The sequence below is a fragment of the Mesorhizobium sp. B2-8-3 genome, assembly GCF_006440815.1.
Classification (GTDB): domain Bacteria; phylum Pseudomonadota; class Alphaproteobacteria; order Rhizobiales; family Rhizobiaceae; genus Mesorhizobium.
In genome coordinates, this window is record NZ_VFTW01000007.1 from 180,431 (window position 1) to 195,000 (window position 14,570).

The 14,570-nt window shown below is 62.8% G+C and carries 12 protein-coding genes and 1 pseudogene (1 of these 13 cut by a window edge); 10 read left to right on the forward strand and 3 right to left on the reverse strand.

What is annotated here, in order from left to right; genetic code table 11:
• Positions 1-313 precede the first annotated feature (313 nt).
• The 4 genes from FJ418_RS14040 (at position 314) to FJ418_RS14055 (ending at position 6,465) form a co-directional block, all read left to right on the forward strand.
• Positions 314-1,303 carry a DUF4167 domain-containing protein gene (locus FJ418_RS14040; RefSeq protein ID WP_140866347.1) on the forward strand — a complete coding sequence of 330 codons (990 nt, stop codon included), beginning with the start codon at positions 314-316 and terminating at the stop codon, positions 1,301-1,303.
• Between the two features lie 326 nt (positions 1,304-1,629).
• The gene (gene clpB, locus FJ418_RS14045) at positions 1,630-4,236 is read left to right on the forward strand and encodes an ATP-dependent chaperone ClpB (RefSeq protein WP_140658889.1); all 2,607 of its coding nucleotides are present in this window, start codon (positions 1,630-1,632) and stop codon (positions 4,234-4,236) included.
• Positions 4,237-4,350: 114 nt separating this feature from the next.
• Positions 4,351-4,716, forward strand: a complete 366-nt coding sequence (locus FJ418_RS14050; RefSeq protein ID WP_140866350.1) for an MmcQ/YjbR family DNA-binding protein — start codon at positions 4,351-4,353, stop codon at positions 4,714-4,716.
• Positions 4,717-4,953: 237 nt separating this feature from the next.
• On the forward strand, positions 4,954-6,465 hold the full coding sequence (locus tag FJ418_RS14055; RefSeq protein WP_140866353.1) for a L,D-transpeptidase family protein: 1,512 nt from the start codon (positions 4,954-4,956) through the stop codon (positions 6,463-6,465).
• Here FJ418_RS14055 and FJ418_RS14060 read toward each other — a convergent pair.
• Positions 6,439-7,071, reverse strand: coding sequence for a TMEM175 family protein (locus tag FJ418_RS14060; protein WP_140866356.1), 633 nt, complete (start codon positions 7,069-7,071; stop codon positions 6,439-6,441). The genes FJ418_RS14055 and FJ418_RS14060 overlap by 27 nt on opposite strands.
• Before the next feature lie 169 nt (positions 7,072-7,240).
• On the opposite strand from FJ418_RS14060, the gene FJ418_RS14065 reads away from it, so the two are divergent.
• Positions 7,241-8,785 carry an MFS transporter gene (locus FJ418_RS14065; RefSeq protein WP_140866358.1) on the forward strand — a complete coding sequence of 515 codons (1,545 nt, stop codon included), beginning with the start codon at positions 7,241-7,243 and terminating at the stop codon, positions 8,783-8,785.
• A gap of 353 nt (positions 8,786-9,138) precedes the next feature.
• On the opposite strand, the gene FJ418_RS14070 is transcribed toward FJ418_RS14065, so the two are convergent.
• Positions 9,139-10,095, reverse strand: coding sequence for an AraC family transcriptional regulator (locus tag FJ418_RS14070; RefSeq protein ID WP_181166935.1), 957 nt, complete (start codon positions 10,093-10,095; stop codon positions 9,139-9,141).
• Positions 10,096-10,310: 215 nt separating this feature from the next.
• On the opposite strand from FJ418_RS14070, the gene FJ418_RS14075 reads away from it, so the two are divergent.
• The 5 genes and pseudogenes from FJ418_RS14075 to FJ418_RS32375 all read left to right on the forward strand — a co-directional run.
• Entirely contained in the window at positions 10,311-11,078 is a 768-nt protein-coding gene (locus tag FJ418_RS14075; RefSeq protein ID WP_140658894.1) for an alpha/beta hydrolase, read from the forward strand.
• A gap of 183 nt (positions 11,079-11,261) precedes the next feature.
• Complete coding sequence (locus tag FJ418_RS14080) at positions 11,262-12,137, forward strand: alpha/beta hydrolase (RefSeq protein WP_140866361.1); 876 nt, start codon at positions 11,262-11,264, stop codon at positions 12,135-12,137.
• 63 nt (positions 12,138-12,200) lie between these two features.
• Entirely contained in the window at positions 12,201-12,695 is a 495-nt protein-coding gene (locus FJ418_RS14085; protein ID WP_140709451.1) for a DUF302 domain-containing protein, read from the forward strand.
• Between the two features lie 109 nt (positions 12,696-12,804).
• Positions 12,805-13,332: a hypothetical protein gene (locus FJ418_RS14090; protein WP_140866364.1), complete on the forward strand. Its 528-nt coding sequence runs from the start codon at positions 12,805-12,807 to the stop codon at positions 13,330-13,332.
• Positions 13,333-13,336: 4 nt separating this feature from the next.
• Positions 13,337-13,731: pseudogene (locus FJ418_RS32375) on the forward strand (IS5 family transposase); the annotation flags it as partial.
• Here the strand turns inward: FJ418_RS32375 and FJ418_RS14100 are convergent.
• Positions 13,728-14,570 carry the 3' end of a M23 family metallopeptidase gene (locus FJ418_RS14100; RefSeq protein ID WP_140866369.1) on the reverse strand. It continues 1,137 nt past the right edge of the window, so the window shows 843 of its 1,980 coding nt (coding positions 1,138-1,980); its start codon lies beyond the right edge, outside the window; its stop codon occupies positions 13,728-13,730. The pseudogene FJ418_RS32375 and the gene FJ418_RS14100 sit on opposite strands and share 4 nt — an antisense overlap.

A 14,570-nucleotide genomic window follows, 5' to 3' on the forward strand; every position in this document is an offset into this window, starting at 1 on the left:
CTTGGCAACACCGGGGAATGCAGTTAGGGTCCGGCTCAACCGGATGAGACGAAGCAGGCAGTGCTCCCAGCGATTCGGTTTTCCTTGGAAATAGCTGCCTTCTTGCGCAAACGACGCCCAAGCTTCGTGCGGGAATCATCTGGCAAGTGATGTAACCGGAACAGGATGGCACGTGGCGCCAACGCAATTGATGCGGGCGAACGCCGGTGAAGAAACGAAACGGCTGGCCGCATGAGCGCCTCCGTTCGTGAAGAGTTTTTCGAAAATTCACTATGAAGAGAGTCTAATGAGGCCACAACAGCAGAACAGGCGCATGCGCGGTCGCAACAACAATGGCGGCGGTGGCAACAACAACAACAACCGCAAGGGGCCGAATCCCCTGACCCGCACTTACGAGAGCAACGGCCCGGACGTGAAGATCCGCGGGTCGGCTCAGCAGATCGCCGAGAAATACGCCACGCTCGCCCGTGACGCGCAAAGCTCCGGCGACAGGGTGATGGCGGAGAACTATCTCCAGCACGCCGAGCACTACAATCGCATCATTGCCGCCGCGCAGGCGCAGATGCCGATCCAGAATGTCCAGCAGAACCGCGACGACTTCGATGACGATCTCGACGAGGATCGCGAAGAGTTCGACAATAACGGCGGCAATGGCGCCGAGGCGCCGGCCGCGGCGAACGGCTCCGGACCGCAGCCGGTGATCGAAGGCACGCCGGCCGAACTCGCCTACAACCAGGAAAGCGGCCGCGACAACAACAATCGCCGCGACAGCGGCCAGCGGGACGGGGGACAGCGCGACAACAATGGCCGCGACCGCAATCGCGACCGCCGCAACGGCGGCTTTGGCCAGAACGGCCAGCGCGGCGAGCAGGGCGGCCAGCAGTTCGACCAGAACCGCCGCAATGAGGCGCAGCCTGAGGCAGCCGGCGAGGCTGGTTCACAGGCCGAGCAGACGCCGCAGTTCGACAGCTTTTCGCCGGCAGCCCTTGCCGCCCAGGCCGAGCTCAACGAAGCCGCCATGGACAATGGCGGCGGTCGCCGGCCGCGGCGGCCGCGCCGCCCGCGCGGCAGTTATGCCGATCAGGCGAGCAGCGGCGAGCAGGGCGGTCAGCCAGAAGGCGCGAGCCCCGAAGGCTCGAGCGCCGAAAAGTCAGCCGAAGCGCATAGCGCCATAAACAATGGCGACGAGGCCAGCACCAGGCCGGCCGAAGAGGCAAGGCCGACGAGCGAGCCTGCCGCCGGCGAGCCGGCGCCGGTTGCCAGCGAAGCAGGCGAGCCCGTTGCCGCCGACGCGAACAACTGATCCAGAGGCCATTTCGGATATTGCAAACGGCGGAGAGCATTCTCCGCCGTTTTTGTTTTTGCGGGCGATGGAATAATATGGCGTGCCGATAGAGCGTTTCGCCGTTTCACGAAAACGGCGAACTGCTCTCTCTTTTTGCTTTACGCAATTCCGAACGGAAAACCGCATCACACTTTTCCTGGAATTGCGCTAGCCAGACGTCTTGAGAGCCTGCCGCCCGCGCACCATATCTCGCCAGGAAACAGGGTTCGGCTCTTATGGGCGGGCCCGTCACCGCAATCTGATCCGGTGCCGCAAAGCGGGCCGGTGATGGAAGGAGACAGAGAATGAATCTTGAGAAATACTCGGAGCGCGTGCGCGGCTTCATCCAGTCCGCGCAGACCATGGCGCTCTCGCGCAACCACCAGCAATTCACGCCCGAACATATGCTCAAGGTGCTCGTCGACGACGACGAGGGCCTTGCCGCATCCCTGATCGAGCGCGCCGGCGGCAATGTCCGCGACGTCAAGCTCGGCGTCGAGGCGGCGCTCGAAGCCATGCCCAAGGTCGAGGGCGGCAATGGCCAGCTCTACCTGGCCCAGCCTCTTGCCAAGGTGTTTTCGACCGCCGAGGACCTCGCCAAGAAGGCCGGCGACAGCTTCGTCACCGTCGAGCGGCTGCTGCAAGCGCTGGTCATGGAGAAGTCGGCCAAGACCGCCGACATCCTGTCCAAGGCGGGCGTCACCGCGCAGGCGCTTAACCAGGTCATCAACGATATCCGCAAGGGTCGCACAGCCGACTCGGCCAGCGCCGAGCAGAGCTATGACGCGCTGAAGAAATACGCGCGCGACCTCACCGCCGACGCCCGCGCCGGCAAGCTCGATCCGGTCATCGGCCGCGACGACGAGATCCGCCGCACCATCCAGGTGCTGTCGCGGCGCACCAAGAACAACCCCGTGCTGATCGGCGAGCCGGGCGTCGGCAAGACCGCCATCGCCGAGGGCCTGGCGCTGCGCATCGTCAATGGCGACGTGCCGGAATCGCTGAAGGACAAGCAGTTGATGGCGCTCGACATGGGCGCGCTGATTGCCGGCGCCAAATATCGCGGCGAGTTCGAGGAGCGGCTGAAGGCCGTGCTCAACGAGGTCACCTCGGCCAACGGCAACATCATCCTGTTCATCGACGAGATGCACACGCTGGTCGGCGCCGGCAAGGCGGACGGCGCGATGGACGCATCGAACCTGTTGAAGCCCGCGCTGGCGCGCGGCGAACTGCACTGCGTCGGCGCGACCACGCTCGACGAATACCGCAAGCATGTCGAAAAGGATGCCGCGCTTGCCCGCCGTTTCCAGCCCGTCTTCGTCGACGAGCCGACGGTGGAAGACACGGTTTCGATCCTGCGCGGCCTGAAGGAGAAGTACGAGCAGCACCACAAGGTGCGCATCTCCGATTCCGCGCTTGTATCGGCGGCGACGCTTTCCAACCGCTACATCGCCGACCGCTTCCTGCCGGACAAGGCGATCGACCTGGTCGACGAGGCGGCGTCCAGGCTGCGCATGCAGGTCGATTCCAAGCCCGAGGCGCTGGACGAGATCGACCGCCGCATCATGCAGCTCAAGATCGAGCGCGAGGCGCTGAAGGTCGAGAAGGACGAGGCTTCGAAGGACCGGCTTGCCCGGCTGGAGAAGGAACTCGCCGACCTCGAGGAGGAATCGAGCGAACTGACCACGAAGTGGCAGGCCGAGAAGCAGAAGCTTGGCCTTGCCGCCGACCTGAAGAAGCAGCTCGACGAGACGCGCAATGAACTGGCGATCGCGCAGCGCAAGGGCGAGTTCCAGCGCGCCGGCGAGCTTGCCTATGGCAAGATCCCGGAGCTCGAGAAGAAGCTCAAGGAAGCCGAGTCGCAGGACGGCAAGACCGGCATGGTGGAAGAGGTGGTCACACCCGACCATGTCGCGCATGTCGTGTCGCGCTGGACCGGCATTCCGGTCGACAAGATGCTGGAAGGGCAGCGCGAGAAGCTGTTGCGCATGGAGGACGAGATCGGCAAGCGCGTCGTCGGCCAGGGCGAAGCCGTGCAGGCGGTGTCCAAGGCCGTGCGCCGCGCCCGCGCCGGGCTGCAGGATCCGAACCGGCCGATCGGCTCGTTCATGTTCCTCGGACCGACCGGTGTCGGCAAGACCGAGCTCACCAAGGCGCTGGCCAGCTTCCTGTTCGACGACGAGACGGCGCTGGTGCGCATCGACATGTCGGAGTTCATGGAAAAGCACTCCGTCGCCCGGCTGATCGGCGCGCCTCCCGGCTATGTCGGCTATGAGGAAGGCGGCGCGCTGACCGAAGCGGTGCGGCGCCGGCCGTATCAGGTCGTGCTTTTCGACGAGATCGAGAAGGCGCATCCGGATGTGTTCAACGTGCTGCTGCAGGTGCTCGACGACGGAAGGCTGACCGATGGCCAGGGCCGCACGGTCGACTTCCGCAACACGCTGATCATCATGACGTCCAACCTCGGCGCCGAATATCTGGTCAACCTCAGCGACGACCAGGATGTCGATGCGGTGCGCGACGAGGTGATGGCCGTGGTGAAGGCCTCGTTTCGGCCGGAGTTCCTCAACCGCGTCGACGAGGTGATCCTGTTCCACCGCCTGCGCCGGCAGGACATGGACCGCATCGTCGAGATCCAGCTCAAGCGGCTGGAGAACCTGCTCGTCGACCGCAAGATCGTGCTGTCGCTCGATCACGACGCGATCGAGTGGCTGGCCTCGAAGGGCTACGATCCGGCATATGGCGCCAGGCCGCTGAAGCGGGTGATGCAGAAGGAGCTGCAGGACCCGCTGGCGGAGAAGATCCTGCTCGGCGAGATCCTCGACGGCTCGACCGTCAAGGTCACCGCGGGTTCCGACCGGTTGAACTTCCGCTCGAAGCCGACGGTGGTGGCGACGGAAGCCGCCGCCTGACCCCGGGCAAGTTGAAACGAAAGGGCGCGTCGCATCGGACTGGTGCGGCGCGCTTTGTTATTCCCGGCGACCGCGCATAATCGGCTGCCGATTCGAATGGCTGGGAAGAACTCGATGAAGCTCGACGACTATAACGGCTTCTGCGCCTCGCTGCCCGCTGCGACGCATGTGGTCCAGTGGGGCGGGGCCCATGTCTGGAAGGTCGGCGGCAAGGTGTTTGCCATTGGCGGCTGGAACGAGGGCGGCCAGCTTTTCGTCACCTTCAAATGCTCCGAGATGGCCTATGACGTGCTGAAGGATCAGCCGGGCTGCCGGCCGGCGCCTTATCTTGCCTCGCGCGGCATGAAATGGATCCAGCGTCAGACAAGCCAAAGCATGGATGATGCGGCGCTCGAGGACTATCTGCGCGAGAGCCATCGCCTGGTCGTCCTCAAGCTGACCAGACAGGCACGTAGCGAATTGGGGCTTGCCAAAGGCTAAAGCGCGTCGCGCTGAAGCGGATTCAGGCGATGCGCTTTAAGACTTTGTTTTCATGCATGTCGTTATCGCACAACCGCTGCACACTTTTGCGCGACACGCATCAGCTGATATTCCTCAAGGCACCGGAAAACCGCCATCTTCATGCCCGGTTCATGTTGGAACCTTAACTTGGGTAACTGGTTTGCTGGCGAAGGGTTCGCCCGCCAGAAGCCCAGTCGACCGGAGAGCTTGACCCGCATGCTGCGCTTGATCTTTTCCCTTTCGGCACTCGCGGCCGGGCTGGTGTCTTCCTGTGCGTTCGCCACGCCGAGCGTGGATGGCGCGCAAAGCGCGCGCCCGACCGAGCGCGGCGCGCTGATGCTGGCTCAAGAAGGCAATATCGACATCTACTACGACGCCAGGGGCAACCGCGTCCTGGTCGATGCAGATACCGGCAAGGTCATCGCCATCCAGCCGCCAGGCAGCAGGCTCGATCGCCGCGCGCTTCGCCGGCAGATGCGCATGCAGGAACTCGGCCCCGCGCCGGCCGAGGACGACGACCGCTACTATCTCGACAATCCCGAGGACATGGCCCGCTTCCGCCGCCGGCAGCTGGAGGAGAACGGCCGCGTCATCCCGCCACCGGTCGATGAGTACGACCCCAACGACGACAATTCCGTCGATGCCTATCCGCCGGCGCCCAACAACGATGAAGGCTATGCGACCACCTATCCGGAGGCGCCGAAGTCCAACACCATCAAGCGCCAGCCGCTGAACGAGGCGTCGATCGACCCGGAGCAGCCGGGCCAGGGCGAAGTGCTGCAGACCAATCCCGACGCCCAGCCGTCGCCGGACATCGGCGGCAAGGCCACCGTCGATCCATCGCTGTCGCTCGGGGTGCGCCAGGACGTCGCCGCGCTGCAGGTGCTGCTCGACCGCGGCGGCGCCTCGCCGGGCGTGATCGACGGACGCTTCGGCTCGAATGTCGACAAGGCGCTGGCCGCCTACAACGAGATCAACGGCACCAGTTTGAAATCGACCGATGAAGTCGGCATCCAGGCGGCGCTTGCCCAGTCCGGCGGCGATGCCTTTGCCTCCTACACGATCACGCCGGAGGATGCGGCCGGCCACTATCTCGCCTCGATCCCCGAGGACTACAGCCAGAAGGCCAGGCTCGACTGCATGTGCTACACCTCGGTCACCGAGGCGCTGGCCGAGCGCTTCCACATGGACGAGACCTATCTGAAGTCGATCAACAAAGGGGTCGACTTCAATCGCCCCGGCACGATGATCAAGGTCGCCAATTTCGGCAAGCTGGTGTCGACGCCGGTGGCGCGCATTGTCGCCGACAAGACCAAGAAGGAAGTCTACGCCTATGATGCGGGCGGCAAGCTGGTCGCGGCCTATCCGGCGACCATCGGCTCGGCCGACACGCCTTCGCCGACCGGCATTCACGCCGTCTCGCGCGTCGCGCTCGATCCGAACTACACCTACAACCCGAACATCAATTTCAAGCAGGGCCAGAACGACAAGATTCTCACGATCCCGCCGGGGCCGAACGGTCCGGTCGGCTCGGTGTGGATCGCGCTCGATAAGCCGACCTACGGCATCCACGGCACGCCCGATCCCTCCAAGATCGGCAAGACCGAGAGCCATGGCTGCGTGCGCCTGACCAATTGGGATGCGCGAGAGCTTGCCAAACTGGTGTCGCCGGGCGTCACGGTGGAGTTCGTCGGCGGCTCTTCAGCCGACTATGTGGCGCAGCAGTGAGCTGCGTGGCGCGGTGGCGTAGACGAGCTGCACAACCAGGATGAAGCCGACGCTGAGCAGCGGGCTGATGAGACAGAGCGCCGCGCCGATCGCCCATAGGATCTGCGCCTTGACGATGCGCAGGTAGACAGTACGCGTCGTTTGCGCATCGACGCCTTCGGCCACGAAGCCGTTTTTCTCGGCGTAACGCCAGCTGGCAAGCAAGGTGAGGCCGAGCATCAAAAGGTTCAGCCAGTAGACAAGCACCGCAAGCCTGAATTCGAGGAAATCGGCCAGAAGGTCGGTGGAGAACGGCAATAGCGCGATGAAGGCTAGAAAGCAGAGGTTCAGCGTCGCCAGCCGCCGGTCCGACTTTGCGATCAGCCCATGCTGCGCCTGCTGGCCGAACCAGAAGATGGTCAGCGTCAAAAAGCTCAGCGCGTAGGTCAGGAAGCGCGGCGCCAGCGCCAGGATTGCCGAAAGCAATTCGCCTTCGGAATGGACCGCCTCATGCGATGGCACCCTGATCTCCAGCACGATGAGCGTAAGCGCGATGGCGAAGACGCCGTCGGTGATGCCGACGATGCGTCCGCGCGATTCGGCCGACGGTTCAAGCGGTCGTTTCATGCGGGCGTCCCCTTTGCCTGGCGGCTCTCTGCGGAACGTTAACATGCCATGTGCCGTTTGCATCCGGGCAGATGTCACCCTGCCCATGCGGCCAGCTCGAAACTGGGTTCAAACACTGCAAGGTGCTGGCCGGTTGTTGCGGAAGCATTGGAGGTTTAAGCAGGCTGTCATGAAATCTCCAGGCGAAGCTGCCGCTATCCCGCTCACCGGATCCGCTCAGAACGGCACGTTCTGTCCGCAATCTCGGCGCCGATATGTGCTGATCGCGGCGATCCTGGCTTCGGCGCTCGGCTTCATCGACGGTTCGGTCCTGGCGATTGCAATGCCCGCGTTACGCGTCGATCTCGGCGCCAGCCTGGCGCAGGCGCAGTGGATCTCCAACGCCTATGCGCTGACGCTTTCGGCGCTGATTCTGGCGGGCGGTGCTGCCGGCGACCGGTTTGGCCTGCGGCGTGCCTTCGTGACCGGGATCGCGCTGTTCGTCGCCGCGTCGCTTGCCTGCGCCCTGGCGCCCAATCCCACCGTGCTGATCGCCTTCCGCGCCATCCAGGGCATCGGTGCGGCGATCATGGTGCCGGGCAGCCTTGCCATCATCGCCAAATCCTATCCGAAAAAGGAGCGCGGCCGGGCGATCGGCATCTGGGCGGCGGCCTCGGCGCTGACGACGGCGCTTGGCCCGGTCCTGGGCGGCTTCGTGCTGTCGACCTTCGGCAACGGCATCTGGCGTGCGATCTTCGCCATCAACCTGCCGCTCGGGCTGGTTTCGATCTATCTGCTTTTGGCCAAGGTCCCGGCCGACCAGCCGACCGAAAAGCGCAGCCTCGATCTCGGCGGCGCCGGGCTGGCGACGCTCGCTTTCGGGGCGCTGGCCTACGGGCTGACGGCGATGAACGCCGAGGGCGGCGGGCTGATACCGGTCCCGGCGATCGTCGCCGGGGCGGTCCTGCTTGTCGTCTTCGTCCTTTATGAGCGCTGGCAGCGCGAGCCGATGATCGATCTCAGCCTGTTTGGCATCAAGGCTTTCGCCGGCGCCAACCTGGCGACGTTCTTCCTTTATTTCGCGCTGTCGGCCAATCTGTTCTACCTGCCGATGCTGCTGATCGCCGGCTGGGGGCTGAGTTCGGCCGAGGCCGGTTTCATCTTCCTGCCGCTATCGGTATTGATCGCGTTGCTGTCAGGACCGGTCGGGCAATGGTCGGACCGGATCGGGCCGCGCCTGCCGATCGCCGGCGGCAGCCTTGTCGTGGCCATCGGCTTTGGCGGCCTCGCGCTGCTCACCTATGCCGGGATCCACAATTTCTGGACCGGCATCTTTCCGCTGATGGGGCTGATGGGGCTCGGCATGGCGCTGGTCGTGTCGCCGCTGTCGACGGCAGTCATGACATCGGTCGAGGACAAGGACACGGGTGCGGCGTCCGGCATCAACAATGCCGTCTCTCGCGTTGGCGGCCTGATCGCCGTGGCGGCGATGGGATCGCTGGCTGCAATCGTCTATGCGCGGATGACCGGCGGCGTCTCCGGAATTCCCGGCTTTGGCGAACCGCCGGCGTCCGGGCTCGCTGCCAATGTCGATGCGGCGAGGATTGCGGCAAGCGATTGGGCTTTTGCTGTGGTCGCCGCAGTCACCGCGCTGCTTTGCCTTTTGTCGTCGGTCATCGCCTGGTTCACCGCATCCGGGCAGGCGTCGCCCTGGCCCCAGCAGGCAGCGGATTAGGGTGTGTACCCATAAAATCGAGGCTCGCGAGCGCGGCTTGACCCATATCCGCTATCCGACTGTCATCACAGCATCTGAGACGAAGAGCCGCTAAGGGCAGATATTGTTGCAAAAGTCTTTTTGGTGGCGAAGGAAAAATCCCAGAGCCGCTGATGCCTTTTGGGCGCGACGATATGGGGGACCGTATCGTTTCACCTAAAATCGCTCACGGATCTTCGTCGTAGCCTTGAAAAGCGATGCAGCAGCGGGCAGGTCCAACAATCGACTTTCGCGAGATTTTCAGGGTCGTTCAATTTTCGACTTTTGCAACAATATCGGCAAGTTGCAGACATGGCGAAGGCGCTTGTTCGAGGTCAATCGGATACTTGTACTTCGTCCGACCGCGCGCGGCCTCCGTGGGCGCGTCGAGCGGCCCGGTAACGGCCTGGAGACTGTTCGTTATATCGATGAAACAGCTTCGAAAACGCCGCCGCTGTCTCGTAGCCGACCCGGTTCGCAATCCGTGCGATGGACTCATCGCTGGTTTCTAGTAGGAACGCCGCCTCCGCCATCCGGCGTTCGATCACATAACGTTGCATGGACTGGCCGACGAGCTTCGTAAAACGCGCCGCAAATGCCGAGCGGCCGAGCCCGACGCGACGGCCCAGGTCGCTCAGGGTCCAGGGCCGCTCCGGGCTTTCGTGAATCAGCTTGAGCGCCGGTCCGATATGCCGATCAGATATAGCCCCGAGCCAGCCGCCTTGTCCGGGACCGAGGGATGCGATCCAGCTTCGGAGCGCCTCGACAAAGAGCACTTCCGTCAGTCGTGAAAGCGCGACGCGTTGGCCAGGACGCTCGAGCGCGGACTCGCTGACCATGCGGCGCAGGATGGCTTCGAGCCAGCCACCGTCCGCCGTCGGCTTCAGCAGGAGCACGGGCGGAAGCAGCTCCAGCACGCTGCCGAACATCGGCCGGGACACCGTGAAATTGCCGCAGATCATGGTCGAGAGCGGCTTTGCGCGGCTGCCGTGACGAATGACGCCAAACCGCGACGACGCTCGATCGATATCCACGATCCGCAAAGGCTCGGCCCGGCGATCCGAATAGAACACATGGGGCTCGCCGCGTGTGATGACGACGAAATCGCCCTCGGTCATCTGGATTTCCTCTCCCTGTTCGAGCGCAAGCGTCGCCGAGCCCCGGCTGAGATAGTGAAACAACGCGTAAGGGCGCGCCGGCAGCTCCAGATTCCAGGGATGGCCCAGCTCGAAGTGATACAGCAGCGTCCCGCCGAGACGAACACGATCGAGCACCTGGGCGAGGATATCCATGCCGCCCAGATTAGACCGGTGGACGATCGGACACAACATGCGGACGATTAATCCCTACCGTCCGGAATGCCGGCGGACTACTTCATGCCGCGGCGGGCCGACGTCACGTGCGGCAACCATCTCGCCAACGGCAGATGGAAGAACCGCGACCTTGTGGAAACGCCTGCCCATTCCCCTACGGACCTCATTCCGTCCGATACGCAAAGGACCATTCAATGCGAAATATTCTCTTCTCAGCCGCCGCACTCCTGGCCGGATCGACATTGGTCGGTTCAGCCAATTCTGCCGAACTGCCCAAGGGAGCAGCCCACAACATCGTGCTCGTGCACGGCGCTTTCGTTGACCAGACGAGCTGGCAGCCCGTCGCCGATATCCTCACGAAAAAAGGCTACAACGTCACGCTTGTCGAAAATCCGCTCACCTCGCTCAACGCCGACGTCGATGCCACCAAACAGGCGCTCGCGAAGCAGGCCGGCAAGACCGTTCTGGTCGGCCACTCCTGGGGCGGCGTGGTGATCACGCAAGCCGGCGACGATCCCAAGATTTCGGCGCTGGTCTACGTCTCCGCCTTCGCGCCCGATGTCGGCGAATCCCTGGCATCGCTGTCAAAAGCCGGCCCGCCGACTGAAGGCGGCAACGCGATCCATCCCGACGCGAAGGGCAATTTGTACATTGACCCGAAGGTGTTTCCATCGGCGGTCGCGGCTGACCTTCCGCCCGAGATCGCTGAGCACCTGGCCAACGCGCAGATACCATTGAGTCTGGCTGCGTTCGAGGCTCCCGTGACCATTGCAGCCTGGCGTGACAAGCCGACGTTCGATGTCATCACCACGAAGGACAAGGTCATCGCGCCCGATGCCCAGAAGTCGTTCGCAGCCAGGATGAAGGCTCAGACGACGGAAGTCGCCGGCAGCCATGCCTCGCTCGTCGTCCATGCGAAGGAAGTCGCCGAGGTCATCGCAAAGGCAACGCTCGCGAAGTGACGATACCGCTCCCGGCGCTTCCGCGCCGGGAGCGTGCACGCTCGCTCAGAGGAATCTGGAACGCCTCGGACCGCGATGGCGCAAACGCGGCGAAGCGCCGGCGACATCCTGGAGAAGGCCTCGGTCGCGGCGCTACGACGATCCCTCACTCGATCATTTTATGCCAAGCATCCGGAGGATGACATGACTCAACTCGACATCACAGGCCAGGACGCCGCCACACTCGAAACGGCGCCGACCCGTTACATCGAAGGCAACGGAATTCGCTTCGCTTATCGCCGTCTCGGCCCCGCGACCGGAACTCCGCTGATTCTTCTGCAGCACTTCTCGGGCAACATCGATGCGTGGGATCCCGCCGTCGTCAACGCTCTGGCCGCTGATCGCCCCGTGATCGCGTTTGACAATGCAGGGGTCGGCCGCTCGACCGGTCAAACGCCCGACAACGTCGCGGCGATGGCGCGAGACGCTGTCGATTTCGTCGACTTGCTCGGTCTCTTCGAAGTGGACCTGCTCGGCTTTTCTCTCGGCGGCTGCGTCGCTCAGCAGATCGCCGCCGAGCACGGACAACTGGTCCGCAAGCTCATACTCGTCGGTACTGCGCCGAAAGGCGGAGAGGAACACCTGTTAGCGGTTCTGCAGGACGCGTTTTCCCAAACCGATGCGCCGGACCCCCGTATGCCGCTGTTCTTCACGAACTCACCCGCCAGCCAGTCCTCCGGCTTGGCTTTTCTGAAGAGGACGAAGGTGCGTCAGGACGATCGGGACACCGATAACGGCAGCGCGGTCACCGATCCGCAGGCCAAGGCTCTGATCACCTGGTGCGCCACGCCTGATCCCGGGCACGCCGTTCTGCGCGCCATCCGCCAGCCCACTCTTGTGGTCAGCGGCAGCCGCGACACCATGCTGCCCGCGAGCAACGCCTACGCAATGTTCAAGCAACTCAGCAACGCTCAGCTAATCCTCTATCCCGATTCAGGGCACGGCTCCCTGTTTCAGCACCACGGGATGTTCGTCAGCCACGTCCGGACCTTCCTAGAAGCGCAGCCCGCGACTGCATGATCCAGGCGCGTTCCGACGCCATCGGACGCAGCCTTATCAATGAGAGTTGTTACAGAGGATAAAATGACAATCGCCAAAGTCGAGGTGGAACGTTTCAGCCTCACGAGCTCAAAACCATTCGACGTTGTTGTGGCCGCCTTCAAGTCCGCGGTCGGACAGCCTGACATAGTCGAATTTTTCAAAGAGACGAGAGCGACCAATTCCTTCCCGGATTTGGAGCGCGTTGTACAACGCAGCCTCGGCCGAACGGACCTTATGCTCTTCGTGCAATTCGACCTGGGCGATATTCTGCGTCGCGAAACCGGATCCAAGACGCCTAACATCATGCGGTTTGTGGTCGGCAATCCACTCATCATGAAAGAAATGGTCAAGCACGTGCCCGAGGCTGGATCCTACGCTCCAGTCACAGTGCTTATTGATGAGCGTACCGACGGGGTGCACGTCTCTTATGACAAAATGGAGGGTTATCTGCTGCATTATGGCAGTTCGGAAGCTCTTACCGTCGCTCGAGCTCTCGATACGAAAATCATAGCCTTGCTGCGCGAATGCGCGAGCTAAATCGTCCTGAGGACGTCTTCGGTCGATCGAAGCGGGTAAGTCATATCAATCGCGGAACGCGAAGGGCGTTATCATGACGCGAGCCAGACGTTGGAAGGGAAATTCCCGCATGTACAAGACACTTCTTGTCGCCCTCGCTGCCTCAGCTTTTTCTATCGGAGCCGTCGCAGCAGCTCCCGCCGTCAGGAAAGAGCCGTTGGATGCTGCGACCCTTAGTGCGATAAAATCGAGGTTCGGCAGGCTGATGGAACTGGCCAACAACCACGATTTCAAGGCTCTGCATGGGATGTTTTGGCAATCGCCCTCGACTTTATTGGTGGCTAAGAGCGCGATCCAGTCCGAGGGAAACTGGGCCGGCTTTTGGGGCAACGAGGCGGTTGATCAAAAGCTGCATGATATCGGTAGCTCCGGTCCGGTCGTGCTCGAGCCAGACTATTCGAAGTTCAAGGTTGTCGGCCTGACGCGCGACGTTGCCGAGTCGTACGTGCCGATGAACATCGCGGTCTCTTATGCGGGGCAGGACGGAACAGCCAGACCGTTTCTAATGATCATCAATTGGCTTCGCGTCGGGAAGGACTGGAAGGTCGCCTCCGAAATCATTCTGCCGGTGCCGCCTGTACCCGCCACAAAGGGCTAAGTGCGTCGATACTAGCGGATTGCCCGTTCGCCTCGAACTGACGACCGGTGAGGCTCATGATAACCGGCTCGTCACCGAACTGCTATCTGATCTGAAATCAGGGGCTCTGTTGCTCGCTGATTGTGGAGACGATGCAGATCAGAGAATTTGCCGGGGAGCGCGGGGCACGGCCAACATTCCACCAAAACGCAACCGCAAAGAACCCCATCTGCTTTAGCCCCTATCTTTACCGGGCACGCAATCTGGTCGAGCGGTTCTTCAACCGGATCAAGCAATGTCGGCGGGTCGCCACGCGATATGACAAACTCGCGGCCAATTACCTTGCGTTCATCAAGCCTCGCAGCCATTCGGATTTGGCTACGCGCCATTTGGCTACGCGCTTATGAGTCCACGCCCTAGTTCGGAAGCTGCGAATCAGCCTTGGCGCTGGCGACCTTCAGCGAGTTGCCGTCTTCCTGCTTCAGAAGATCGTCGATGCGCTCACGCTCGCGCTTGAAGGCCACGAGATCGTCGCCTTTCAGCACCTTGCCGACCGGCAGGCGCACACGCATCGGGTCGACCTTGGTGCCGTTGACGATCAGCTCGTAGTGAAGATGCGGGCCGGTGGCGAGACCGGTCTGGCCGAGATAGCCGATCGTCTGGCCCTGGCGGACGCGCACGCCGGGCTCGATGCCGTTGGCGAAAGCGCTCTGGTGATTGTAGGAGGTCTCGTAGCCATTGGCGTGGCGGATGATGATCTGCTTGCCGTAGCCGCCGGCCCAGCCGACCTTCTCGACGACGCCGTTGCCGGCGGCGATGATCGGCGTGCCGATCGGCGCCGCCCAGTCGACGCCGGTATGCATGCGCACATAGCCCAGAATCGGGTGCCGGCGCGCGCCGAAGCCGGAACGGAATTTGCCGGCGGGCAGTGGATTGCGCAGCAGGAACTGCTCGGCGCTCGAACCATTTTCGTCGAAATAGTCGGTGCCGCCGTCCTGCATCTGAAAGCGGTAAAAATTGCGCGTCTGGCCGCCGAAGGTCGCCGATACATAAAGAAGCTCGGAATCGTCGGAGGTCTGGTCGTCGCCATCAGGCTGCGAGAACAGGACTTCGAGGCGGTCGGCCGGTGAAATCCGCGACTGGAAATCGACGTCGGAGGCGAGAAGCTTGATCAGCTTCTGCGTCATCGCTTTCGACATGCCGTAGGAATAGGCGGCGCGGTAGATGCCGTCATAGACATTGGGCAGGTTGCCGCGCAC